The 23,078-nt window shown below is 64.7% G+C and carries 20 protein-coding genes, 1 tRNA gene and 1 pseudogene; 15 read left to right on the top strand and 7 right to left on the bottom strand.

Translation table 11 applies throughout. The features are described from left to right. Positions 1 to 83: 83 nt before the first annotated feature. From AB4037_RS09985 to AB4037_RS09975, 3 genes are all read left to right on the top strand, one after another. Positions 84 to 350: a hypothetical protein gene (locus tag AB4037_RS09985; protein WP_434954932.1), complete on the top strand. Its 267-nt coding sequence runs from the start codon at positions 84 to 86 to the stop codon at positions 348 to 350. A 421-nt stretch (positions 351 to 771) separates the two neighbouring features. After that, positions 772 to 1,275 carry a class I SAM-dependent methyltransferase gene (locus tag AB4037_RS09980; protein WP_441771408.1) on the top strand — a complete coding sequence of 168 codons (504 nt, stop codon included), beginning with the start codon at positions 772 to 774 and terminating at the stop codon, positions 1,273 to 1,275. A 23-nt stretch (positions 1,276 to 1,298) separates the two neighbouring features. After that, complete coding sequence (locus tag AB4037_RS09975; protein ID WP_441771407.1) at positions 1,299 to 1,658, top strand: DUF4180 domain-containing protein; 360 nt, start codon at positions 1,299 to 1,301, stop codon at positions 1,656 to 1,658. Positions 1,659 to 1,789: 131 nt separating this feature from the next. Here the strand turns inward: AB4037_RS09975 and AB4037_RS09970 are convergent. Beyond that, positions 1,790 to 1,879, bottom strand: a tRNA-Ser gene (locus AB4037_RS09970). 257 nt (positions 1,880 to 2,136) lie between these two features. On the opposite strand from AB4037_RS09970, the gene AB4037_RS09965 reads away from it, so the two are divergent. From AB4037_RS09965 to AB4037_RS09955, 3 genes are all read left to right on the top strand, one after another. Next, positions 2,137 to 3,402, top strand: a complete 1,266-nt coding sequence (locus tag AB4037_RS09965; RefSeq protein ID WP_441771406.1) for a sarcosine oxidase subunit beta family protein — start codon at positions 2,137 to 2,139, stop codon at positions 3,400 to 3,402. Between the two features lie 183 nt (positions 3,403 to 3,585). Next, entirely contained in the window at positions 3,586 to 3,867 is a 282-nt protein-coding gene (locus tag AB4037_RS09960) for a sarcosine oxidase subunit delta (protein WP_441771405.1), read from the top strand. Next, positions 3,864 to 7,331: a 2Fe-2S iron-sulfur cluster-binding protein gene (locus AB4037_RS09955; RefSeq protein ID WP_441771404.1), complete on the top strand. Its 3,468-nt coding sequence runs from the start codon at positions 3,864 to 3,866 to the stop codon at positions 7,329 to 7,331. The genes AB4037_RS09960 and AB4037_RS09955 overlap by 4 nt, the downstream gene beginning before the upstream one ends. A 98-nt stretch (positions 7,332 to 7,429) precedes the next feature. Here the strand turns inward: AB4037_RS09955 and AB4037_RS09950 are convergent, their stop codons facing one another. Next, a complete protein-coding gene (locus AB4037_RS09950; RefSeq protein ID WP_434954942.1) occupies positions 7,430 to 9,109 on the bottom strand; it encodes a cation acetate symporter in 1,680 nt (559 codons plus the stop codon). Then, positions 9,109 to 9,408 (bottom strand): DUF485 domain-containing protein, encoded by a 300-nt coding sequence (locus tag AB4037_RS09945; protein ID WP_441771403.1) that lies wholly within the window; start codon positions 9,406 to 9,408, stop codon positions 9,109 to 9,111. Before AB4037_RS09945 ends, AB4037_RS09950 begins: the two co-directional genes overlap by 1 nt. A 325-nt stretch (positions 9,409 to 9,733) precedes the next feature. On the opposite strand from AB4037_RS09945, the gene AB4037_RS09940 reads away from it, so the two are divergent. The 3 genes from AB4037_RS09940 to AB4037_RS09930 all read left to right on the top strand — a co-directional run bounded on the left by AB4037_RS09940 (position 9,734) and on the right by AB4037_RS09930 (position 15,787). Then, the gene (locus AB4037_RS09940; protein ID WP_434954944.1) at positions 9,734 to 11,356 is read left to right on the top strand and encodes a Na+/H+ antiporter; all 1,623 of its coding nucleotides are present in this window, start codon (positions 9,734 to 9,736) and stop codon (positions 11,354 to 11,356) included. Between the two features lie 454 nt (positions 11,357 to 11,810). Continuing rightward, positions 11,811 to 14,222 carry a GcvT family protein gene (locus tag AB4037_RS09935; RefSeq protein WP_441771402.1) on the top strand — a complete coding sequence of 804 codons (2,412 nt, stop codon included), beginning with the start codon at positions 11,811 to 11,813 and terminating at the stop codon, positions 14,220 to 14,222. Then, positions 14,219 to 15,787 (top strand): trimethylamine methyltransferase family protein, encoded by a 1,569-nt coding sequence (locus AB4037_RS09930; RefSeq protein ID WP_441771401.1) that lies wholly within the window; start codon positions 14,219 to 14,221, stop codon positions 15,785 to 15,787. The genes AB4037_RS09935 and AB4037_RS09930 overlap by 4 nt, the downstream gene beginning before the upstream one ends. A 172-nt stretch (positions 15,788 to 15,959) precedes the next feature. On the opposite strand, the gene AB4037_RS09925 is transcribed toward AB4037_RS09930, so the two are convergent. The 4 genes from AB4037_RS09925 to AB4037_RS09910 all read right to left on the bottom strand — a co-directional run bounded on the left by AB4037_RS09925 (position 15,960) and on the right by AB4037_RS09910 (position 19,061). Continuing rightward, the gene (locus AB4037_RS09925; RefSeq protein WP_441771400.1) at positions 15,960 to 16,487 is read right to left on the bottom strand and encodes an AAA family ATPase; all 528 of its coding nucleotides are present in this window, start codon (positions 16,485 to 16,487) and stop codon (positions 15,960 to 15,962) included. 254 nt (positions 16,488 to 16,741) lie between these two features. Continuing rightward, positions 16,742 to 17,464: an MBL fold metallo-hydrolase gene (locus AB4037_RS09920; protein WP_441771399.1), complete on the bottom strand. Its 723-nt coding sequence runs from the start codon at positions 17,462 to 17,464 to the stop codon at positions 16,742 to 16,744. Positions 17,465 to 17,534: 70 nt separating this feature from the next. Continuing rightward, positions 17,535 to 18,212, bottom strand: a complete 678-nt coding sequence (locus AB4037_RS09915; RefSeq protein WP_441771398.1) for an amino acid ABC transporter permease — start codon at positions 18,210 to 18,212, stop codon at positions 17,535 to 17,537. A 9-nt stretch (positions 18,213 to 18,221) separates the two neighbouring features. Further along, positions 18,222 to 19,061: an ABC transporter substrate-binding protein gene (locus AB4037_RS09910; protein WP_441771397.1), complete on the bottom strand. Its 840-nt coding sequence runs from the start codon at positions 19,059 to 19,061 to the stop codon at positions 18,222 to 18,224. A gap of 133 nt (positions 19,062 to 19,194) precedes the next feature. Between AB4037_RS09910 and AB4037_RS09905 the strand changes: the two genes are divergently transcribed. The 6 genes and pseudogenes from AB4037_RS09905 to AB4037_RS09880 all read left to right on the top strand — a co-directional run bounded on the left by AB4037_RS09905 (position 19,195) and on the right by AB4037_RS09880 (position 22,988). Further along, entirely contained in the window at positions 19,195 to 20,106 is a 912-nt protein-coding gene (locus AB4037_RS09905) for a LysR substrate-binding domain-containing protein (protein ID WP_441771396.1), read from the top strand. A gap of 125 nt (positions 20,107 to 20,231) precedes the next feature. Further along, positions 20,232 to 20,822 (top strand): YceI family protein, encoded by a 591-nt coding sequence (locus tag AB4037_RS09900; RefSeq protein WP_434954952.1) that lies wholly within the window; start codon positions 20,232 to 20,234, stop codon positions 20,820 to 20,822. 14 nt (positions 20,823 to 20,836) lie between these two features. Beyond that, complete coding sequence (locus AB4037_RS09895; protein WP_441771395.1) at positions 20,837 to 21,397, top strand: cytochrome b; 561 nt, start codon at positions 20,837 to 20,839, stop codon at positions 21,395 to 21,397. Positions 21,398 to 21,473: 76 nt separating this feature from the next. Next, entirely contained in the window at positions 21,474 to 22,133 is a 660-nt protein-coding gene (gene nthB / locus AB4037_RS09890) for a nitrile hydratase subunit beta (RefSeq protein WP_441771394.1), read from the top strand. Next, positions 22,102 to 22,362: pseudogene (locus AB4037_RS09885) on the top strand (nitrile hydratase accessory protein); the annotation flags it as partial. The gene nthB and the pseudogene AB4037_RS09885, both read left to right, overlap by 32 nt. 2 nt (positions 22,363 to 22,364) lie before the next feature. Next, a complete protein-coding gene (locus AB4037_RS09880; RefSeq protein WP_441771393.1) occupies positions 22,365 to 22,988 on the top strand; it encodes a DUF1287 domain-containing protein in 624 nt (207 codons plus the stop codon). Positions 22,989 to 23,078 lie beyond the last annotated feature (90 nt).

The raw sequence follows: 23,078 nt of genomic DNA, 5'->3' as shown, positions 1-23,078 counted from the left end.
CGTCATCGGGGCAGAGCTCATGCACCGTCACGGTGGGGCGAGATATCTGCCGATTCCAGTCCTCTGAACAGGGAGAACCGTCAATGACCTCGCAAGCCAGCAAATCCGAACAGGCTTTGCCGGAAGATCTGGAAGCGAGCGTGGAGCGCGTCATCGCCGATTGTGACGGCGATGCGCGTGCGGCGGTGCGCGTCTTGCTGGTCGCCAACAGCCACGCCATGGCCGAGATCGCGGCGATCGAGGGCGAGATGGCCAAGCTCCTTGCCGACGTCTCGCGCGGCTATGCCCGCGGGCACTGGGAGTGGCTGCTGGAACGGGCGGAGATCGCCATTCCCTATTCCAGAGAGTAACCGAACGGAAATCAGTGCAGCCGATTTGTCTGGTCAATGCAGGCAGGAAAAGAAAAAGCCCGCTTGCGCGGGCCGGGAGGTTAGACGAGAGAGAGACGAGCTGGAAAGACACGAACGACACGGCAGGGAGGGGATCTGTTCGGAGAGTGCCGCGCCGTTCGCAGAATCAACTTAGCCGCTACGTTGTGTTCGCGCACACCGGCAAATTTGACGGACATTGAGAGACACCGGCACGCTGCTTCTGTCAGGCCGCTCCGTGTCGCGGGAGGCCGCCGGATCGCTTGCCTCGCGCCGGGCCGGTGGCTTATGACGGCCGGTATATCCGGCCCGGACACAGCGTCCGGGAGCCGGCTTCCGGCGCCCGCCGGGACGGCAGCCGAGAACGGCCGGCCGGGATTTCTGCAATGATGTGAAATGGATAATGAGTTATCTCGATAATTTCATCAATCGCATGACGGCCCAGCGCAGCTGCCTCGACCTCGCCGTCGAGCTCATCCGGGGGATCGAGGGGCCGGTGCTCGAATTCGGCCTCGGCCATGGCCGGACCTATGACCATTTGCGCCAGAACTTTCCCGATCGGGACATCTATGCCTTCGAAAAGCGCGTGAGCCCCAATGTCTTCGTGCGCCCGGCGGATGAATTGCTCTTCCTCGGCGATATCGGCGATACCATCCGCACGGCTGGACAGCGCTTGCCGCGCAAGGCCGCGCTGGCCCATTCCGACCTCGGCCTCAAGGACCGGCAGGGCGCCGTGCCGATCGTGGCCGATATCATCGCCTATCTGCCCGGTTTGATGGCGCAGGGAGGCTTCTATATCTCCAATGTCGATATTGCCCTGGTGGACGGCAAGCTGCCGCCCGCCTTCCGGCGCCGGGCGTTTCCGCAGGCGACGGGCGATCAGTATCACATCTACGAGATCGTCTGAGGCGGGCCACCGGGAGAACGACCATGAACGACAGCGTCGAGGAGATCGGCGGCGTCCGGGTGCTCGTCTGTGCTGCAGACGGTGAGAAGCTCGCCGGCGAAGCCGATATCAACGATTTTCTCAGCAAGGCCTGGGAACACGAGGCGGGGCTGGTTGCCATTCCGGTCACGCGGCTTGGCGACAACTTCTTCCGCCTGCGCACGCGGCTCGCCGGCGCCGTGGCGCAGAAATTCGTCAATTATCGCATGCGCCTCGCCGTGATCGGCGATATCTCGGCCTGGATCGCCGGCAGCGATGCCCTGCGTGATTTCGTCCGGGAGGCCAATCGCGGCCAGGACATCTGGTTCGCCGCCGATTTGGCGGAGTTGCGCAGCCGGTTGTAAGCCGGCAGCGGGGCGCCTGTCTCTTCCGCAAATGACGGCGCCGTCTCAAACGGGGTGAGCTACGCGAAAACGGGACCAATGGTACGACTAGTTACCATCAGGTCGAAAACGACAATAATTTCAGGAGCAAATGGCGGAGAGGGAGGGATTTGAACCCCCGATGGAGTTGCCCCCATGCCGCATTTCGAGTGCGGTGCATTCAACCACTCTGCCACCTCTCCGCAGCTGGTCGGGCGCTTCATATAGATATGCGCCGCGCGGGGCAAGACCGGAACGGCGGAAAAATTGGGAGAAAGTTGCGGCAGCGGTGCTGCGCGGGATCACGGCGGGATGATCTGTCCGGGTCTCCCCGGCGCCGGGGTTCCGCCAACAAAATCGAGGCCTGCGTCGGTGTTTCGATTGCCAGCGGCAAGCGAGGTGCTTAAGTCGGGGGGCGCCTGCGTCGGGCAGGCGCCCTCGCGGCATTACAGCGGAGCCCATGTCCGTCACCTCTTCCGCCTATTCGGGATTTCGTCTCGCTCTGGAGGCGTTGCGCGGACATCGCGGCTGGGGCCCGGCCTGGCGCAAGGCGGCACCCAAACCGGCCTATGACGTGGTCATCGTCGGCGGCGGCGGGCATGGCCTTGCCACCGCCTATTATCTCGCCAAGAATCACGGCATCGCCAATGTCGCGGTGCTGGAGCGCGGCGGCATCGGGCTCGGCAATGTCGGGCGCAACACCACCATCATCCGCTCTAATTATTTCTCGCCCGAGAACATCCGCTTCTACGACTTTTCGCTCAAATTGTGGGAAGGGCTCGAGGCTGAGCTCAACTACAATGCCATGGTCTCGCAGCGTGGCGCCCTCAACCTCGTGCATGCGGACGGCCAGCGCGACCTGCTGGCCCGCCGTGCCAACCAGATGCTGCTGGAAGGCGTCGATACCGAACTGCTCGACAAGGACGGCATCAAACGCCTGGTGCCGCTGGTCGATGTCGACAACGGTCGCTTTCCCGTGCTCGGTGGCTTCCTGCAAAAGCGCGGCGGCACCGTGCGCCACGATGCGGTCGCCTGGGGCTATGCCCGTGCCGCCGACCGGCGCGGCGTCGATATCGTCGAGAAGTGCGAGGTCACCGGCCTCACGCGTGAAGGCGAGGCGATCACCGGTGTTGAAACCAGCCTCGGCAGCATCCGCGCCGGCAAGGTGCTGTTCGCGGTGGCCGGGCATTCCTCGCTGCTGGCTGCCATGGCCGGCTTCCGCCTGCCGCTGGAGACCCATGTGCTGCAGGCCTTCGTTTCCGAGGCGGTCAAGCCGCTGATCGACTGCGTCGTCACCTATGGCGCCGGCCACTTCTATGTCAGCCAGTCGGACAAGGGCGGCCTCGTCTTCGGCGGGGCGCTCGATGGCTACAACTCCTATGCCAGGCGGGGCAGCCTGCCGATGGTGGAGGATGTGCTGGCGGCTGGCCTCACGTTGATGCCGGCCCTCGGGCGCCTGCGCGTGCTGCGCCAATGGGGCGGGGCGATGGACATGACCGCCGACGGCAATCCGATCATCTCGACGACGCCGGTGCGCAATCTCTACCTCAATGGCGGCTGGTGCTATGGCGGCTTCAAGGCGATCCCCGCCGGCGGTTTCACCACGGCGCATCTGGTGGCGACCGGCGCGCCACACCCGCTGATCGCCCATTTCGGCCTGGAACGCTTCCGGGAGGGGCGGGTGATCGACGAACGGGGCATCGGCCCCTATGCCTGGATGCATTGAGATGAGAAGCATCGCAATGACCGCAATTGTCATCCCCGGCCGAGCAGAGCGAGGGGAAGGGGCCATGGATCGTGCTCGTCAGCCCCTGGATCCCCTTCCCGCCACCTGCGGTGGCGCCGGGGATGACAGCACTCTCGGTCCTGCGGATTTGCGAAGCGTCCTGACCGTCGAGGCTCGCCCATCATGCTGAGAATTGCCTGTCCCCATTGCGGCCTGCGCGACGAGGTCGAATTCCGTTATCGGGGCGATGCCTCGGTGCGGCGGCCGGGCGAAGAGGCCGAGGCGCAAGCCTATTACGACTATGTCTATGAGCGCGCCAATCCGGCAGGCTGGCATCTGGAATGGTGGCAGCATGTGCATGGCTGCCGGCAGGTGCTGAAGGTGCTGCGCGATACGGTCAACCACGAGATCCAGACTGTGGTTAGCAGACATGACGAGATCGCCCTGCCGGAGCGTTCGGCATGAGCGGTCCCCATCGCCTCGCCGAGGGCGGGCAGGTCGATCGCGGCAAGCCGCTGTCCTTCCGCTTCGACGGCAAGATCCTGCACGGCTATCGCGGCGATACGCTCGCCTCGGCGCTCCTGGCCAATGGCGTGCGCATCGTCGGGCGCTCGTTCAAATATCACCGGCCGCGCGGCATCTTCACGGCGGGCCCCGAGGAGCCCTCGGCCCTGGTGGAACTGCGCAAAGGCGCGCGGCGCGAACCCAACATTCCAGCGACCACGATCGAACTCTTCGAGGGACTGGAGGCGGTGAGCCAGAACCGCTGGCCTTCGCTCGGTTTCGACCTCGGCGCGGTGAATGGCTGGCTTTCGCCCTTTCTGCCGGCGGGCTTCTACTACAAGACCTTCATGTGGCCGCCAGCCTGGTGGGAGAAGGTGTATGAACCGCTGATCCGCCGGGCGGCGGGGCTGGGGCGGGCGGCGCGGGAGCCGGATCCCGACAGCTACGACACCATGCATGCCCATTGCGATCTGCTGGTCGTCGGCTCCGGCCCATCAGGGCTCGACAGCGCCCTGGCGGCGGGGCGGGCCGGCAAACGCGTGATCGTGCTGGAACAGGACTTCGCCTTCGGCGGCTCGGCGCTGCTCGATCCGGCGATGCGCGATGGCCTGACGGACAAGCTCGCCGAACTTGCGGCGCTTCCCGAGGTGACGCTGCTCAACCGCACCGGTGCCTATGGCCTCTATGACGGGCTGGTGGTCGGCGCCGTCGAGCGGGTGGCCGATCATCGCGCCACGCCGAAGCCGAACGAGGTGCGCCAGCGCCAATGGATCATCCGTCCGGGCAGGATCGTGCTCGCCACCGGCGCGCAGGAACGCCTGATCGCCTTTCCCGGCAATGACCGGCCCGGGGTGATGCTGGCTTCGGCGGCTGCGACCTTTGCCGCGCGTTTCGGCGTGGCGCCGGGCCGGCGGGCGGCCTTCTTCGTCAACAATGATCGCGCCTATGAGGCGGTGAGGCAGCTTGCGCAAGCCGGCGTCGAGATTGCCGGTATCATCGATGTCAGGGCTGATTCGGCGGCCGGTCGCGAGGCGGAGCGATCGGGCATCCCCGTCTGGTTCGGGTCGCAGGTCACGGCCACCGAGGGCACTCCCCTCCATGTCCTGACCATCACTTCGATCGCGGCAAGGCTGCGGCCGCAAATGCTGCTGGCCGATCTGCTCTGCATCTCGGGCGGCCATGATCCCCGGCTGCAGCTGGCCGGCCAGGCCCGGTTGCCGTTCGAATGGGACGAAAAGGCCGTGTCTTTCCGCGCCATGGGCAATGAGCGGATCGAGCTCGTCGGCGATGCCGCGGGGACGGAGGGCGAGGGCACGCCGCCCCAACCCTTCTGGGAGGTCAAGACTTCGCGCGGCTCCAGCAAGGCCTTCCTCGGAAAGGCCTTCGTCGACCTGCAGCACGACGTCACCGCCGATGACCTGCGGCTCGCGGTGCGCGAAGGCTATGGCCATGTCGAGCACGCCAAGCGCTACACCACGCTCGGCATGGCCACCGACCAGGGCAAGACGGGCGGCCTCGTCGGGAGCGCCATCCTCGCCGGCGAGAAGGGCGAGAGCATCGCCGAAACGGGCCTGCCGACCTTCCGGCCCTATGCCGCGCCGGTCTCCTTCGGTGCGCTTGCCGGCGCCGAGACGGGCGAGCATTTTCGGCCCAAGCGCCGGCTCGCTCTGCATGACTGGCATTCGCGGCATGGCGCCGTCTTCGTCAAGTTGGGTCTATGGCTGCGGCCCCTGGTCTATTCCCCCTCGCGCGATACAAGCTGGGCGCCGGTGCTGGCCGAAGCGAAGGCGGTGCGCGAGGCCGTCGGCGTCACCGATGCCTCCTCGCTCGGCAAGATCGACGTCCAGGGCCGCGATGCCGGCGTCTTCCTCGATCGCATCTATGCCAATGGCTTTTTGTCCCTGCCGGTGGGACGAGCCCGCTACGGCCTGATGCTGCGCGAGGACGGCATCGTCTTCGACGATGGCACTACGTCGCGATTGGCCGAGGACCATTATTTCGTCACCAGCACCACGGCCAATGCCGGGCCGGTGCTGGAGCATCTCGAATTCCACCATCAGGCGGTGTGGCCCGATCTCGACGTCCAGATCACCAATGTCGCCGATCAATGGGCGACCTTCGCGGTCGCCGGGCCGAAGGCAAGGGCGGTGCTCGCCCGCATCGCCAGCCAGGATCTCGATGACCAGGCCTTTCCCTTCATGGCTGTCGTCGAGACCGTAATCGCCGGGGTTTCTGGCCGGCTCTTCCGCATCTCTTTCTCGGGCGAACTCGCCTATGAGGTGTCGGTGCCATCGGGCCATGCCGAGCCGGTATGGGAAGCGATCCTCGCCGCCGGCAAGCCCTTCGGCATCAAGCCCTATGGGCTGGATGCCCTCAATCTGCTGCGGATCGAGAAAGGGCATGTGGCGGGCAGCGAACTCAACGGCCAGACCACGGCCGATGATCTCGGCCTTGGCCGCATGCTCAAGAAAAAGGGCGATTATGTCGGCCGTGTCCTGGCAGGCCGTCCTGGCCTGACCGATGCCGGGCGCCTTACCCTGGTCGGCGTGAAGGTGGACGACCCCGACCGCAAGCTGCGGGCCGGTGCCCATCTCACCGCCTCGGCCGAAGCCAAGGAGAGCCTGGGCTTCGTCACCGCGGCCTGCCCGACCACGCGCGGCGCGGGGTTCATCGGCCTTGCCCTGCTGCGCGGCGGCAAGGAGCGGATCGGCCAGAGGCTTCATGCCGCCGATCCTGTGCGCGGCGAAGCCTGCGAGGTCACCATCGTCTCCCCGCATTTCATCGATCCGGATAATCTCAGGGTGAAGGACGCTTCGCCGGTCGGAGCCGTCGAGCCGTTGCCTCTGCCGCGTTCCGTGCCCGGTCATCATGCTTTGATTCCGGATCGCCCCTCTGATCGCGTCGCCGAGGTGCAACTGGCCGAGCGCAGTCCCGACATCGCCGAGATCAAGCTGCGGCGGGGCGGCGATGCGGCCCTGCGCCGTGCGCTCCAGGCAGAATTCGGGCTCGATCTACCCGAGCCGGGCCGGTCGGCGGTCTCGGGGGCCCTGAAGGTGCTGTCATCGGGTCCCGGCGATTGGCTGGTTCTGGACAAGCATGGCCGGCCGGGCAGCCTTGCCGTCAGCCTCAAACATGCGCTCGGCGAGAGCGCTTCGGTGGTGGATCTGTCTTCCGCCTTCGGCGTGCTGCGCCTGTCGGGCGCCAAGGCCCGCACCGCCCTCATGAAACTATGCCGAATCGACCTGCATCCGCGCGTGTTCGGGCCGGGTCGTGTCGCACGGACCGTGATGGCGCAGATTCCCGTCCTGCTGCATCAGGTGTCCGACGAGCCGGCCTATGATCTTTTTGCGCCCTCGACCCTGGCCCAGGCTTTCGCCGAGGTGCTGGTCGAAAGCGCGGCCGAATATGGTCTGAAGCTGGATTGAGGTGACACGGTGGTTGCGGGCTTGAGGAAGCTCCCTCATCCCCCTGCCGGAGAAGGTGGCCCGGATGAGGGGTGAACCTCATCCGGGCGACCCTTGCCTCAATGCTTGCTGGCCGACGCGGCACCGATACCGGTCTGCGAACGGACATACTGATCGTCGAAGCCGGCCCGGTCCTGGGCGGCGCGCTGGCTGTTGTCGAGCTTGGAGAACAGCCAGATTCCGGCAAAGGCGAGCACCATCGAGAACAGCGCCGGGTTCGAATAGGGGAACGGCGCCGAGCCCTTGGGGTGGCCGAGCACGGCTTCCCACACGCCGGGCGAGAGGATGACGCCGACGAGGGCGGAGATCAGGCCTAGATAGCCCCCGATGACCGCGCCGCGCGTGGTCATGCCACGCCACATCATCGACATCAGCAATACCGGGAAGTTGCAGGAGGCGGCGATGGCGAAGGCGAGGCCAACCATGAAGGCGACGTTGACGTTCTCGAAGGTGATGCCGAGCACCATGGCGACCACGCCGAGCACGACGGTGGTGATCTTGGAGACGCGGATCTCGTCCTGCTCCTTGGCCTTGCCGCCCTTGATGACCGTGGCATAGAGGTCGTGGCTGATGGCGGAAGCGCCGGCGAGCGTCAGGCCTGATACCACCGCCAGGATGGTGGCGAAGGCGACGGCGGCGATGAAGCCGAGGAAGATGTTGCCGCCGACGGCCGAAGCCAGATGCACGGCCGCCATGTTCTCGCCGCCGCGGATGGAGGCCAGGCCCTTGGCCGGATCGGTCAAGAACTCCGGATTGGTCGAGACCAGGGTGATGGCGCCGAAGCCGATGATGAAGGTGAGAATGTAGAAATAGCCAATGAAGCCGGTGGCGTAGAACACCGATTTACGGGCCGCCTTGGCGTCCGCGACGGTGAAGAAGCGCATCAGGATATGCGGCAGGCCGGCCGTGCCGAACATCAGCGCGAGGCCGAGCGAAATGGCCGAGATCGGATTGGAGATCAGCGATCCCGGCTGCATGATCGCTTGGCCCTTGGGATGGACCTCGACGGCCTTGGCGAAGAGGGCCTCGGGGCTGAAGGAGAAGGTTGCCAGCACCATCAGGGCCATGAAGGTGGCGCCGCCGAGCAACAGGCAGGCCTTGATGAGCTGCACCCAGGTGGTCGCGACCATGCCGCCGAAGGTGACATAGAGCATCATCAAGACACCGACGATAACGACGGCGTAGCTGTATTGCAGGCCGAACAGAAGCTGGATCAGCTTGCCGGCCCCGACCATCTGCGCGATCAGGTAGAAGGCGACCGTGACCAGGGTGCCGCAGGTCGCCAGCACGCGGATCGGCGTCTGCTTGAAGCGGAAGGACGCTACGTCGGCGAAGGTGAACTTGCCGAGATTGCGCAGGGGTTCGGCGATCAGGAATGTCACGATCGGCCAGCCGACCAACCAGCCGATCGAATAGATCAGGCCGTCATAGCCGGAAAGATAGACCAGGCCGGAAATGCCGAGGAAGGAGGCGGCCGACATGAAGTCGCCTGCAATGGCAAGACCGTTCTGAAAACCGGTGATGCCGCCGCCCGCCGTATAGAACTGGGAGGTCGACTTGGTCCGCCTGGCTGCCCAGGCGGTGATAGCCAGGGTAAGGAGCACGAACAGACCGAACATGATGATGGCGTGCCAGTTCGTGGCCTGCTGCTGCACGGGCCCCGAGACCGCATCGGCGAAGGCCCGATTTACAGTCAGGGCGAGGATAGGGGCGGCGAGGAGAAGGGCGCGGCGTGCCATCAGCGGGCCTCCTCGACGATTTCACGGGTCAGCGTGTCGAATTCGGCATTGGCCTTGCGGACATAGATGCCCGTGAGGATGAAGGCGGTGATGATGACGAGCAGGCCGATCGGAATGCCGATCGTGGTCACCCCAGTACCCAGATGCTGGCCCAGCACGCCGGGCAGATAGGCGACGACCAGGATGAAGCCGAAATAGATGATCATCATGATGGCCGAAAGCGTAAGGCCAAGCGTTCGCCGGCGCCTTACGAGTTCCTGATATTTTGGATTTTGCTCAATGGATTTGTAAGAAGACATTGCGTTTCCCCCGACGACACCTTGCAGGCAAGGCGGCCCAAATGTTTTGCAGGCCCACCGTCCGGTTCAACCTAGAATTAAGCCAACATGTCGCGCAATGGACAATTGCGGCTATTCCCAATCCATTGAACGCCTTGCGCTTGTTGTTGGGAGCTATTCCGATGATCGGGCTTCGGCCGTACCGGATTCCTTAGGAGAGTCGTTACCGGCCAGAGGGAATGTTGGATCCGACGCACCCCGGAGAACTGGTGAAAACTCGGACTGGTCAACAATATCTTAACAGCCGCTACCTAGCTTGACCGCGTCACGAGCGGATAAGGCGGGCATGGAGACGATCTCGGTCATTCTACTTTTGTTGCTGGCGGTCGTTCTCAGCGGCGTGCTGGCCAGGATGCTGCCGATCGTCCTGCCGCTGCCGTTGGTCCAGATCGGTTTCGGCGCGCTCATCGCGTCCTTCGCCAGCTTCAAGGTCGAGCTCGACCCGCAGGTCTTCTTCCTCCTGTTTCTGCCGCCGCTTCTGTTCCTGGATGGCTGGCGCATCCCCAAGGACGGCCTGTTCCGCGACAAGGGGACGATCATAGAGCTCGCTTTGGGCCTGGTGGTCTTCACCGTGATCGGTGTCGGCTTCTTCATCCACTGGATCATCCCTTCCATGCCGCTGGCGGTGGCTTTTGCGCTTGCGGCCGTCGTTTCGCCGACCGATCCCATCGCGGTATCGGCCATCGCTGCCAGGGTCCCCGTGCCCAAGCGGCTGATGCATGTGCTGGAAGGCGAATCGCTGCTGAACGACGCCTCCGGCCTGGTTTGCATGCGTTTTGCCGTCGCTGCGGCCTTGACCGGCACCTTCTCCTTCACCAGCGCGCTCGGCACTTTCATCTGGGTGGCGAGCGGTGGCGTCGCCATCGGCATCGCCGTTACCTGGGGGGCGTCCCTCGCCAATCGCTGGGTCGCCCGCCGCTTCGGCGACGAGGCGGGTTCGCAGGTGCTGGTCAGCCTGCTGATCCCCTTTGCCGCCTATCTCCTCGCCGAAGAACTGCATTGCTCGGGCATTCTGGCTGCCGTAGCCGCCGGCATGACCATGAGCTATGTCGAGCGCCTCGGCCAGTCGCTGGTCGCTGCCCGCATGCGCGGCGGCGCGGTGTGGGACATGGTGCAGTTCGCTGCCAACGGCATCATCTTCGTGCTGCTTGGCGAGCAGATCCCGCAGATCGTCGCCGCTGCGGCCGAAAGCCATGGCGCGATCTGGATGATCGTCTATGTCCTCGCTATCACGCTGTCGCTGGCGATCCTGCGTTTCCTGTGGGTGTGGACCTCGCTGCGCTTCACCCTGTTCCGGGCCGCGCGCAAGGGCAAGGTGGAGGTACTGCCGAGCTGGCGGCTGATCGCCGCCGCTTCGTTGGCCGGCGTGCGCGGTGCCATCACCCTGGCCGGCGTGCTGACGCTACCCCTGACCCTGACCGACGGTTCGCCTTTCCCGGCGCGCGATCTTGCCATTTTCCTGGCGGCCGGGGTGATCGTGATGTCCCTGGTGGCGGCAAGCGTGGGGCTTCCCCGCCTGCTCAAAGGCCTGGAGCTGCCGCCTGAGCCCTCGCATCAGGAGGAAGAGGACCAGGCCCGCATCGCCGCGGCGGAAGCCGCGATCAAGGCGATCGAGCGGACCCAGCACGAATTGGGGTTGGGGCGCAGCGATGCCGATCTCTATGCCGATGCCAGCGTGCGCATCATGGATCTCTATCGCCAGCGCATCGACGGGCGGCTGCAGACCGGTGAGGAAGCCGAGCTGACGCGCCGCATCGACGAGATCGAGCGCCAGCTGCGCCTGGCGGGCCTCAGGGCCGAGCGCGACCAGATCTTCCAGTTCGCCCGGACCCGGCGTCTTTCGGATGAGGTGGCCCGCAGATTGGTGCGCGAGCTTGATTTGCTGGAAGCGCGCTTCGCGACGGGGTGAGCCCTGGAATCGCAGGCTTCCAGCCTGCGTCGTGGAAACGCTATGCCTGTGGCAGGTGAAGATGCAGGCTGGAAGCCCATAGGCGCTAATTTTGCGGCCAGAGGCGCGGGTAGCGTGGAGGGTCGATCTCCACAGCTCCATCAATTGATGGAGCGAGATCGACCACCTTTGTCCTCTATCTGGCCGACATTTCCAAGATGGTCGATCTGGAGATCGACCCTCCAATCTGGTGCCACCACCCAAAGTTAGCGCTCATGGGCTGGAAGCCTGCGGTCCCAGGGTCAATGCGTTTCCTTATCCATCATTTGTTTCCTATCCTCACTTTTAGCCTGAAAAATCTGATGAGTTGACTCTGGTCATGTTTGTTTTGTCATCAGGACGTTTTCCCTACCATCGTCGCGGAGCGGCCTGATGTCGTGTATCAGGGACCTGTTGCCGTGAAAGGGTCCCGAGAATGAAGAGCGAAGTGCGTGCCGTGGTCATCGGCGGTGGCGTGGTGGGATGTTCCATCCTCTATCACCTGGCCAAGATCGGTTGGACGGATGTCGCGCTCATCGAGAAGAACGAGCTGACCTCGGGTTCGACCTGGCACGCCGCCGGCGGCATGCACACCTTCAATGGCGATGCCAACGTCTCCAAGCTGCAGAAATATACGATCGACCTCTATCGCGAGCTGGAGGCCCTGACGGGCCAGTCCTGCGGCATCCACGCCAATGGCGGCCTGATGCTGGCCGCCAATGAGGGCGAGATGGACTATCTGCGCCTCGTCGCCAGCCGTGCCCGCTATCTCGACATGGAAACCGAGATCATCCCGGTGGCCGAGGCCAAGCGTCGCAACGTGCTGATCGAGGAGAAATACTTCACCGGCGCGCTCTGGCGCTCGGATGGCGGCCATGTCGATCCCTGGGGCACCACCCATGCCTATGCCGGCGCGGCCCGCAAGCTCGGCGCCGAGATCCATCGCTTCACCCGCGTTACCGGCCTCAGCCAGCGTCCCGACGGCTCCTGGGACGTCGCCACCGACAAGGGCTCCATCCATGCCGAGCATGTCGTCAATGCCGGCGGCCTGTGGGCTCGCGAGATCGGGCGGATGGTCGGCATCGAGCTGCCGGTGCTGGCGATGGAGCACCATTACATCGTCACCGAGGCCATCCCGGAGCTGGAAGGACTGGACAAGGAGATCATCAACACCACCGATTTCTCCGGCGAGATCTATGTGCGCCAGGAAGGCAAGGGGGCTCTGCTCGGCACCTATGAGCATAATTGCACGCCCTGGTCTGTTGACAAGACGCCGGATGATTTCGCCACCCAGTTGTTGCCCGACAATTTCGACCGCATCGCCCCCGAGCTCGAAGTCGGCTTCGAGCATTTCCCCGCTGTCGGCCGGGCCGGCGTGAAGAAATCGATCAACGGCCCCTTCACCTTCGCGCCGGACGGCAATCCGCTGGTTGGCCCGGTCAAGGGCCTGCCGAATTTCTGGGTGGCCTGCGCCGTGATGGCGGGCTTCAGCCAGGGTGGCGGCATCGGCCTGACCCTGTCGCGCTGGATGGCCGAGGGCGATCCGGGTGCCGACATCATGGCCATGGACGTCGCACGCTTCGGTGTGTTCGCCACGCCGCGCTATACCAAGGCCAAGGTGATCGAGAATTACCGCCGGCGCTTCCGCCTTGCCTTCCCCAACGAGGAGTTGCCGGATGCGCGGCCGCTGCGGCGCACGCCTGTCTATGGCCGCCTGAGACGAGCGGGTGCCGTGTTCGGCGCTAATTTCGGCCTGGAGCATGCGCTCTGGTTCGCCCCGCCCGGGGTCGAACCCGTCGAGAACCCGACCTACCGGCGCTCCAACGCCTTCCCGCATGTCAGGGACGAATGCCTGGCGGTGCGCGAGGCCGTCGGCATCTACGAGACCTCCAATTACGGTAAATACGAGATCGAGGGCGCCGGCGCCCGCGCCTGGCTCGACAAGCTGCTGGCCTGCAAGCTGCCGAAACCCGGCCGCATGGCGATCGCGCCGATGCTCAACCCCGAGGGGCGCATCGTCGGCGATCTCTCCATCGCCTGCCTTGCCTTGGACCGCTATCTCCTGATCGGCTCGGGCTTCGCCGAGGCCTATCACCTGCGCTGGTTCTGGCTGCAGAACCCGCCCGCCGACGTGCATGTGCGCTCGGCGGCATCGACGCTCACGGGTTTCTCCATCGCCGGCCCCAATGCCCGCACGCTGATGCAGCGCCTGGTGCGTGAGGACCTCTCGCCCGATGCCTTCAAGCTCTTCGCCGTAAAGGAAACCGCCGTCGGCATGTCCCCGGTGATCTTCTCCCGCGCCGGTTTCACCGGGGAGCTCGGTTATGAGATTTGGGCGACGCCCGACTACCAGGCCACGCTCTATGACGAGATCTTCGAGGCCGGACGCGATCTCGGCCTCAGGCATTTCGGCGGTCGGGCTCTGTCGTCCCTGCGCATCGAAAAGGCCTATGGCTCTTTCAACAAGGATTTCAGGCCCGATTACACGCCTGCCGAAACGGGTCTCGATCTCTTTGTCGACTTCAAGAAGGAAGGTTTCACAGGTCGCGACGCCGTGCTCGCGGAGCGCGAGCGGGGCCCGAAGAAGAAATTCACCGTGCTGGAGGTCGACACCGATACCGAGGTGATCGGCTATGAGCCGATCCTCAAATCGGGCAAGGTCGTCGGCCACGTCACGTCCGGCAGCTATGGCCATTATGTCGGCAAGAGCGTGGCCATCGGCTACATCAAGTCCGAATATCACGAGGACGGCGGCGAATTCGCCATCGACATCTTTGGCAGGGAATGCCCGGCCATCATCCGCAAGGCTCCCTTGCACGATCCGAACGGCGGAAGGTTGCGCGGATGAGCCAGGATCCCTCGGACCAGCCTATCGCCCGCGAGAACACGCCGCCGGAGCACGGTCGTGCCGGCCGCCGCGAACGCGGCAGCCGCAACACCGGGGCGGCAACCCCGCCGATGCCGCGGCTCACCAATCGCTTCGCGCCGGTCGACATCCTCTCGCCCGAACAGGTCGAGCGCATCCTCGATGCCGCCTTCACCCTGCTCGAAACCGACGGCATGAAGATCCTCAGCCCGAGGGCGCGTGAGACCTATCGTACCCACGGAGCGCTGGTGGACGAGGCGACGCAGATGGTGCGCCTCGGCCGCGATATCGTCGAGGCCATGCTGGCCAAGGCTCCGTCGTCCTTTGTGCTGCATGCACGCAACCCCGAGCGGGACCTGCATGTCGGCGGCAATGTCGTCAATTTCGGCCCGGTCAACGGCGCGCCCAATGTGCGTGACCTCGAGCGCGGCCGGCGCTATGGCGACTTGGAGGCCTTCCGCGACATCCTCAAGATCACCAATGGCCTGGGCCTCCTGCATTGGCAGGGCGGCGTGGTGGTGGAGCCGGTCGATATCGCCGTCCCCGTGCGGCATCTGGAAATGTATCGCGCCCATATCGAATTGTCGGATCTGGTCTGGGCGGCGCGCGGTGTCGGCGGCGTGCAGGCGCGTGATGCGCTCGCCCTTTCGGCGATCGAGCACGGCTGCAGCATCGAGGCCCTGGCGGACCGTCCAACCCTGATGACGGTGACCAATGTCAACTCGCCCCGCGTGGTGGACGAGGAGATCATGGACTCCATCATGACCATGGCCTGTAATGGCCAATGCGTGGTGATCACTCCCTTCACCTTGATGGGCGCCATGGCACCGGTAACTTTGGCCGGTGCCCTGGTGCAGCAGACGGCAGAAGCCTGCGCCATCATGGCTCTCTGCCAGATGCTGCGTCCCGGCGCGCCCTGCGTGATGGGCGGCTTCACGTCGAATGTCGACATGAAGACGGGTTCGCCCGCCTTCGGCACGCCCGAATATGTCAATGCGGCCCTGGCGACCGCCCAGCTCGGTCGGCGCCTCGGCGTGCCGGTGCGCACCAGCGCCGTCAATGCCAGCCCGGCGCCGGACGCTCAGGCGACCTGGGAGACCAGCTTCTCGCTCTGGGCAGCGATCATGAGCCATAGCCACCTCATCAACCACGCGGCCGGCTGGCTCGAGGGCGGCCTGTCGGCCAGCCTCGAAAAGATCGTGATCGACGCCGAATTGCTGCGCGGCTGGGCCGAGATCCTCAAACCCATCGAGTTCGGCGACGACGAGATCGCCCTCGATGCCATCCGCGGCGTGGCGCCGGGCGGCCATTTCTTCGGCTCGCCCCACACGCTCGCCCGTTATGAGAACGCCTTCTACCGCCCCGTGCTCTCTGATTGGTCCAATTTCGAGAATTGGCGCGATGCCGGTGAGCGTACCGCGACCGATCGTGCGCTGGGGATTTGGAAGAAAACGCGGGATGCCTATGTCCCACCGCCGCTCGATCCGGCCGTGCGTGATGCGGTGGACGCCTATATCGCCAAGCGCAAGGAGGAGATCGGGGGGTGACCCCGGTTCACTTTGGGGAACGGCTCTGATTTGTCATAGCCGGGCTTGACCCGGCTATCCAGAAGCCACGCACGCAACAGGGCTTAGGACTGAATTGCCGAGTCAAGCCCGGCAATGACAAAGCTCGCGCGAGTTCGAATGACGTATGAGTGAACCGTGTTGGGCATAGTCCCTACAAATCCCAGGCCCTATAGAGTTCATTGAGCGCTTTCGCCGTATGGCATTCGACGGCCGGCAGGCCGGACTGGCCGATGATCGCCCTATATTTGCTGCTGCTGTCGCGGGTCTTGACCAGGATCCAGTGGATCATCTCCCATTTGAGGCTGTCCTTGGCGCCCTCCAGATGACCGGCACGGCTGGAGCGGTTGACCAGCGTGCGCTTGAGATAGCGATAGAAGCGCAGCCAGTGATGGGAAGTGATCAGGATCGCGCCGGTGGCCCGGGCGAAGCGCTGGGGCATCAGGCGCGAATAATTACCCTCCATCACCCAGCGCTCTCCCATGATGGCGGCATCGTGCAGGGCCGCGAACTCCGCCTCTGGCCGGGGCTGCCAATCGGTATGGGGCCGATGGTGAAGCTGGTCGAGGTGGATGGCGGGAACCGCGAGCTTTCTGGAGAGGGCGACGGCGAGCGTCGACTTGCCGGCATTGGAGGGGCCGAGGACGACGATGCGCTCGCCGAGGCAGGCCAAGGGCAGCATGGTGGCACCGATCAGGAAAATTGGGGGCGAGCCCAATGCGCCAGGCAGCCGGTCTTGTCAATGTCGGCAAGCCGGTAGATGCGGCCAATCTTATATCAAGGGCGCCGAGCTTGATCCGTCATCCCCGGCGAGGCCACTGGCCGAGGGAAGGGGATCCAGGGGCTATGGGCGGCACCTCTGGCCCCTGGATCCCCTTCCCCTCGTTGCGCTCGCGAGTGGCTCAGCCGGGGATGACAAGTCAAAGATTTCTCTTCTCAATCCCGCAGATAGTCGAGAGCGATCGCCTGCATGGCGGCGCGGTCCATGCTGTCACCATGGCCGCCATGGGCCACCGCGATGTCGAGCCGGGCCAGGCGCTCCATCGTCCTGCGATAGACTATCTTATCGGCGCCCGGCACGTCGTCGACGAGGCCGCCGCGATAGATCGCATCGCCGCTGAAGAACAGGCCGCCCTGCTCGTCCAGCAGTCCGATCGATCCGGGCGAATGGCCCGGCAGATGCAGCACGCGCAGCCTGACATTGCCGAGATCGATGGTGTCGCCCTCCGCCAGACACGCGGTGAGGGGAGCGGGGTCGAGGCGATAGTCTGCCGCCTGCCAGGATGGGACCGGCGGACGTGTGACGGCGCCATCCATGTCGCGGAACAGCGAGGCGAGCGTGTCATCGTCGCGCATCTCGGCGAAGGCCGCCTGCTCGGCGACATGGCCGAAACGCTGCTCGAATTCGTGGAAGGAGCCGACATGGTCGACATGGCCGTGGCTTGCCACCGCCAGGACGGGCTTGCCTTCGGTGAGTTCCAGGGCGCCGCGCAGCGAGGACAGGCCCATGCCGAAATCGAGCACGAGATCGGCATCGCGGCCCCTCAGGTGAAAGATGTTGGCCTGGAAGAAGGCGTGCACGCAGGGTTCCCACAGCCGGGTCAGGTCGGGCGTAAGGCTTTCCCTGGCAAACCAGGCAGTAGGAGGGACCACGGTCATGCCGTTACTCCAGGATCAAGGCGTGATTTCTTCGAATGAGGCAGCGCGACGTTTATGGAAGGCGGGAACATCAACGCCGGCCTCGCGCGAAGATCGCCTCGGTCCGCATCTGGATGGCGGTCAGGATCGAGACCATCACGAGATAATAGACCAGCGCTGCGCCATACCACTCCATGAAGCGGAAGCTGGTGGCGATGGCATATTGGGTGACAGTCATCAGTTCCTTGAGCGAGATCACCGTGGCAAGCGACGTCGTCTTCAGGAGCGTGATGAACTCGCTCATCAGGGCGGGCAGGGCGATGCGCATGGCCTGGGGCAGCGTGACGAGGACGAAGATCTGGCCGCGATGCAGGCCGAGCGCCGCACCGGCTTCACGCTGTCCCGGCCCCACGGCCGCGAAGGCGCTGCGCAGGATCTCGGTGAGATAGGCCACCTGGATCAAGGTGAGTGCGATGAAGGCGGCCAGGAAGGGCGAGAACCAGCCGGCCCGGAACAGCGGCGAAAGCTGGGGCAGGCCGTTCCAGATGAACAGCAACACCAGCAAAGCCGGCGTTCCGCGCAGCAGCCAGACATAGCCGACGATGCTCCAGCGCACCAGGCGCCGCGGCGAGGTCGCGAGGGAGGCCGTGCCCATGGCCGTCAGCATCGACACGGACATCACCACCAGCGACAGCGCGATGGTCAAAAGGGCGCCTTCGGCCAGGGGCCAGCCGAAGACGGCTTCGAGGAACAGATGGAAATCGAACATCGCGCCGGGTCATCGAGCCGCAACGCCGTCGATCTCGACGGCCTGGGGCGACAGGTTCCATTTCTTCAGGATGTCCTGCATGCGGCCATCCGCCTGCAAGGCCTCGAGGCCGGCCCGCACGGCGTTGCGGTCGCCAACATCCTTGCGCAGATAGATCGCGTAAAATTCCTTGTCGGCATAGGCATAGGGCATCTGCAGCCGCCCGGGCGTTTGCGCCATGCGATAGGCTGCCGTGGTGTCGAGGGTGATGGTCGCGGCCGCGCGGCCGACGAGGATCTGCTGGATGACGGCCGCGGCCGAGGGATAGGGCTGCAGCACGGCCTCGGGCCGTCCGGCCTTGGCAAAGGTGGCGTTGAGGGCGGCGAGAGTCGGCTCGAAACTGGTGCCTGCCTCGACGGCGACGGTCTTGCCGCTCAGATCCTCGGGGGTGCGGGGTTCGCTGTCGCCGGCAGCCGTCACCATCACGATGGAGGTCTTGAAATAGGCGATGCCGTCATATTTCTGCAGCCGCTCGGGCCGCAGCGTGATGCCGCTGATGACGGCATCGCAGCGCTGGGAATCCAGCGAAGGCAACAGGCCCTTGAAGTCGCCGACGACATAGTCGGTCTTGGCTCCCCATTGCCTGGCCAGTGCCTCAGCCACATCGATCTCGAAGCCGACCAGGGCCTTGTCGCCGGGCTTTTCGTAGAATTCCATTGGCGGGAATTCGCCGGCGGTGCAGACCTTGAAGGTGCCGTTCTGCACGAAGGAGGGGACATCCGCCGCCCGTGCCGGCCCGATGGAGATCCACGGGAAGACGGCAAGGCCGCATAGAATGGCGCGTGCGATATGGTTCTTCGTCGAGCGCATGGAAGCATTCCCCTGATGCCGTGATCCCGGCCGTTCTGTTCTGGATGACCAGACTTTCAGGCAGGGAAAGCATGGAAACAAGCTAAATGTTCTGCTAGTTAAAGGAGCAGAAAAATTAAATGATCTGACTCACATGCTTCCGCCGCTTCATGCCTTCAAGGTCTTCGAGGTCGTCGCCCGGCTCGGCCATGTCGGGGCTGCCGCCGCCGAACTGCATGTCACGCCAGGGGCGGTGAGCCAGCAATTGCGTTCCCTACAGCTCCATCTCGGCGTGGAACTCTTCACCAAGACAGGCCGCCGGCTGATGCTGACGGAGGCGGGCCTGGGATTGCGGCAATCTGTCGGGGCCGCCATGGCCGAGATCGGCGAGGGCGTGCGCAATCTTACGGCGCAGCGCATCGACAGCCAGGCGGAGGTCGTCGTCAACATCTGCATTCCGCCGGTCCTGGGCACGACCTGGCTCGCGCCCCTGCTGTTCGCCTTCATGGCTGATCACCGGCATGTCAGGCTGCAGGTCTCCAGCGGCGTTGAATTCCATGCTATCGACTGGCGCAGGACCGATGTCGCCATCGTCTACGGCAACCCGCCCTGGCCGGGCTTCTGGTGGCGCATGCTGCATGGCGTCTATCTGATGCCGGTCTGCAGCCCGCAATTGCTGCGTGGGCCGCATGCCATCCGCCAGCCTGCCGACGTGCTGCATCATCGCCTGTTGCACGAGGACGACGGATCGGAATGGCGCCGATGGCTGGCACAAGCCCGGGTGAAATATCCGGGTGCGGCCGACATCTATTTCGGCGACTTCGCCCTCATCCTGCAGGCAGCGCGGGATGGCCATGGCGTCGCCTTGGTGGACGACGTGATCTCGGCGCGCGATCTCGACGAAGGTAGGCTCGTGCAGCCGCTGACGCAGCGTGTGCCGGCGGCCAAGAACTATCACTGCATCTGCAGCCAGGAAAACCTCGCCAAGCCGGAGATCGGCGCCTTGGTCGACTGGCTGATCGATCAGGCTTCGCGCGCGCCGGCGCCGCGCATCGGCCTGGGCTAGGACGCGTCGTCTTTCTCCCGCTCACCCCGTTGTGATCGGCCTATCATCGGGAACACGAATAAAATCCGGCCCGGTGTGTTTTCCAGCCGAACCTCCTGTGTGACGGATCGAGACGGAATTGAGCCATGACCACCGCCAGACTGAATAGGCTCTCTCTGGGAGCCATACCCGTGATCATCTGCCTGCTCGGCGCCAGCCAGGCCGATTCCGCGCAAGCGCGCAACTGGCGCATCAATCCAGCCCGAACCTCGGTGGGCTTTGTCGTCGACGGCATCGGTTGGCCGCGCACCAAGGGGCGCTTCCATGATTTCGATGGCAGGATCTCGATCAATTTCGACAATCCCGCCGCCAGCCGCGTCACCTTCAAGGTGGTAGCGAAATCGGTGGATGTCGGCTCGCCCTCCTTCAACGACTATCTGCGCACCGATGCCTTCTTCGACGTGGCGCAGTATCCAACCATCAGCTTCACGTCCACCAAGGTCGAGAAGGTCGATGGCAGCCATGCCCGGGTCACGGGCGACCTCACCATGCGCGGCGTCACCCGCCCGCTCACCATCGACGTCGCGCTGGACAAGCCCGCCAACGGGGGAAGCTCGCAGATCGGCTTCCGCGCGACCGGGGTGATCAAGCGCCTCGCCTTCAACATGAGCGCGGGCTTTCCGGCGATCAGCAACGATGTCGACCTGATCGTCACCACTGAGGCGCAAGCCCAGTGACGGGAGGCGTGGTGATGAAGGCGAGGCCATCCCTCCGTCATCGCTGGAGTGCGACCGGGCAATTCCTGCATTGGTCCTGCGCCGCGCTCATCCTGTTCATGCTGGGGCTCGGCCTCGTCATGGTGGAATGGGTGGAGGACCAGGGCGAGCGCTTCGATCTCTATCAGCTGCACAAGAGCCTGGGTGCCCTCGCCTTCCTGATGATGGCCCTGCGTGCCGCCTGGCGCCTCCTGGCCAGGGCACCGGTGCTGCCGCAGACCATGCCGCGCCATGAGCGCGTGCTGAGCAAGGCGGTGCATGCGGCGCTTTACGGCCTGATCTTCGCCATGCTGATCACCGGCTATGTGATGATCTCGGCCTCGCCTCTGCCGCTGCCGATCCAGCTGCCGGGGGGAGGGCATGTTCCCAATCTCGTTGCGCCCGATTTCGAGCTTTCTGAGCAGATGAAGGCGCTGCATCACCGGGTCGCCTGGATCTTGATCGGCCTCGTCCTCCTACACGTGGCCGCTGCCCTCAAGCACTGGCTGTGGGATCGCGACGGCGTGCTGCAGAGCATGCTGCCGGGGCGAGGGTGAGGCTTCATTGCTTTTGCCAAGCGGGACCGACTCCGCGTAAGACAGGCTGGTGGCCTTGCCTTTCTCGGAGTTTGGCATGAACGGTGCGCAGGACCTCGGCGGCATGATGGGCTTCGGGCCGATCGCGCCGGAAAAGGACGAACCTTTCTTCCACGCCGCCTGGGAGAAGCGGGCGATGGCGGTGACGCTGGCGATGGGCGCGACCGGCTCCTGGCCGCTCGACGCCGGGCGCTATGCGCGCGAGAGCCTGCCGCCGGCGGACTATCTGTCCTCCTCCTATTACGAGATCTGGATCAAGGCCCTGATCAAGCTCATGCTGGCGAAAGCGCTGGTCAGCGAGGCAGAGCTTGCCGAGGGGCAGGCGATCGAGCCGGGCAAGCCGCTCAAACGCGTGATCAAGGCGGCCGAGGTGCCGGCCGCGTTGGCCGCCGGCACGCGCTGCGATCGCCCGGCGAGCCAGCCCGCGCGTTTTGCCGCCGGCGAGGGGGTGCGGGCACGCAACGAGCACAAGCTCACCCATACGAGGTTGCCACGCTATGCGCGCGGGCATCTGGGTACCATTGTCGAAGCCCATGGCATGTTCGTGCTGCCTGACAGCAACGCCCATGGCGAAGGCGAGAATCCCGAATGGCTCTATACGGTGCGCTTCGCCGGTACCGAACTCTGGGGGCCGCAGGCCGACCCGACGCTGACCGTGATGCTCGATCTGTGGGAGAGCTACCTTGACCCCGCTTGACGCCATTCCTTCCATTCCGCGCGACCGCGGCGAACCGGTATTCCGCGAGCCCTGGGAGGCCCGCGCCTTTGCGCTTGCCGTCTCCCTCCACGAAAAGGGCGTGTTCACCTGGCCAGAATGGGCGCAGGCATTGGGCGGCGAGATCGCGGCAGCGCCCACAGACGACGGCTCGCATTATTACAAGCACTGGCTGTCGGCGCTGGAGAAACTGGTGGGAAGCAAGGGCCTGGTATGAACGAAGTCACGCGTCGACGGGTCCTGCTATCGGGCCTTATTGCCCTGGCTGCCGGAATGGCCGGCGCGCAGAGTGCGGAAGCCGCAGCAGCCGGTTGGCGCGAGAACCTGGTGGATGCGGCGCGAGGACAGATCGGCGTCACCACACTCTATGATCCTGCCTATAAGCGCATCGCCTATCCCGGCGGCGACGTGGCGCCCGAGCGGGGCGTGTGCACCGACGTGGTGGTGCGCGCCTATCGCAAGGCCTTCGCCCTCGACCTCCAGCGTCTGGTGCATGAGGACATGAAGGCCGGCTTTGCCGCTTATCCCAGGAATTGGGGCATGCGAGCCCCGGATCCCAATATCGACCACCGCCGCGTGCCCAATCTGATCGCCTTCTTCAAGCGCAAGGGCACGCTGCTGCCGGTGACCGCCGATCCGACCGATTATTTGCCGGGCGACCTGGTCACCCAGATGCTGCCCGGCAATCTGCCGCATATCCTGATCGTCTCGTCGGAGGTCTCGGCCGAGACGCCGGGGCGCAGGCTGGCGATCCACAATATCGGGCAGGGTGCGCGGGAAGAGGACACCTTGTTCGCCTTCCCGCAAACAGGCCATTTCCGTTTCGCGCCGGCGTAGGAGGGCTTTTTCCCCTACGTGCTCAGCGCTTCAATCAACTCGGCCTGCATTCCATCGTTGCAGGATAAGGCGCGGCTGACCTTCTCCAGC

Source organism: Labrys sp. KB_33_2, assembly GCF_052114505.1.
Classification (GTDB): Bacteria; Pseudomonadota; Alphaproteobacteria; order Rhizobiales; family Labraceae; genus Labrys.
The sequence above is the reverse complement of the archived record's forward strand: the minus strand, read 5'-3'. Positions and strand labels throughout refer to the sequence as shown.

Coding starts and splice junctions, on each gene's coding strand:
- AB4037_RS09985 (WP_434954932.1), top strand. CDS start 84: ATGACCTCGCAAGCCAGCAAATCCGAACAGGCTTTGCCGGAAGATCTG.
- AB4037_RS09980 (WP_441771408.1), top strand. CDS start 772: ATGAGTTATCTCGATAATTTCATCAATCGCATGACGGCCCAGCGCAGC.
- AB4037_RS09975 (WP_441771407.1), top strand. CDS start 1,299: ATGAACGACAGCGTCGAGGAGATCGGCGGCGTCCGGGTGCTCGTCTGT.
- AB4037_RS09965 (WP_441771406.1), top strand. CDS start 2,137: ATGTCCGTCACCTCTTCCGCCTATTCGGGATTTCGTCTCGCTCTGGAG.
- AB4037_RS09960 (WP_441771405.1), top strand. CDS start 3,586: ATGCTGAGAATTGCCTGTCCCCATTGCGGCCTGCGCGACGAGGTCGAA.
- AB4037_RS09955 (WP_441771404.1), top strand. CDS start 3,864: ATGAGCGGTCCCCATCGCCTCGCCGAGGGCGGGCAGGTCGATCGCGGC.
- AB4037_RS09950 (WP_434954942.1), bottom strand. CDS start 9,109: ATGGCACGCCGCGCCCTTCTCCTCGCCGCCCCTATCCTCGCCCTGACT.
- AB4037_RS09945 (WP_441771403.1), bottom strand. CDS start 9,408: ATGTCTTCTTACAAATCCATTGAGCAAAATCCAAAATATCAGGAACTC.
- AB4037_RS09940 (WP_434954944.1), top strand. CDS start 9,734: ATGGAGACGATCTCGGTCATTCTACTTTTGTTGCTGGCGGTCGTTCTC.
- AB4037_RS09935 (WP_441771402.1), top strand. CDS start 11,811: ATGAAGAGCGAAGTGCGTGCCGTGGTCATCGGCGGTGGCGTGGTGGGA.
- AB4037_RS09930 (WP_441771401.1), top strand. CDS start 14,219: ATGAGCCAGGATCCCTCGGACCAGCCTATCGCCCGCGAGAACACGCCG.
- AB4037_RS09925 (WP_441771400.1), bottom strand. CDS start 16,487: ATGCTGCCCTTGGCCTGCCTCGGCGAGCGCATCGTCGTCCTCGGCCCC.
- AB4037_RS09920 (WP_441771399.1), bottom strand. CDS start 17,464: ATGACCGTGGTCCCTCCTACTGCCTGGTTTGCCAGGGAAAGCCTTACG.
- AB4037_RS09915 (WP_441771398.1), bottom strand. CDS start 18,212: ATGTTCGATTTCCATCTGTTCCTCGAAGCCGTCTTCGGCTGGCCCCTG.
- AB4037_RS09910 (WP_441771397.1), bottom strand. CDS start 19,061: ATGCGCTCGACGAAGAACCATATCGCACGCGCCATTCTATGCGGCCTT.
- AB4037_RS09905 (WP_441771396.1), top strand. CDS start 19,195: ATGCTTCCGCCGCTTCATGCCTTCAAGGTCTTCGAGGTCGTCGCCCGG.
- AB4037_RS09900 (WP_434954952.1), top strand. CDS start 20,232: ATGACCACCGCCAGACTGAATAGGCTCTCTCTGGGAGCCATACCCGTG.
- AB4037_RS09895 (WP_441771395.1), top strand. CDS start 20,837: ATGAAGGCGAGGCCATCCCTCCGTCATCGCTGGAGTGCGACCGGGCAA.
- nthB (WP_441771394.1), top strand. CDS start 21,474: ATGAACGGTGCGCAGGACCTCGGCGGCATGATGGGCTTCGGGCCGATC.
- AB4037_RS09880 (WP_441771393.1), top strand. CDS start 22,365: ATGAACGAAGTCACGCGTCGACGGGTCCTGCTATCGGGCCTTATTGCC.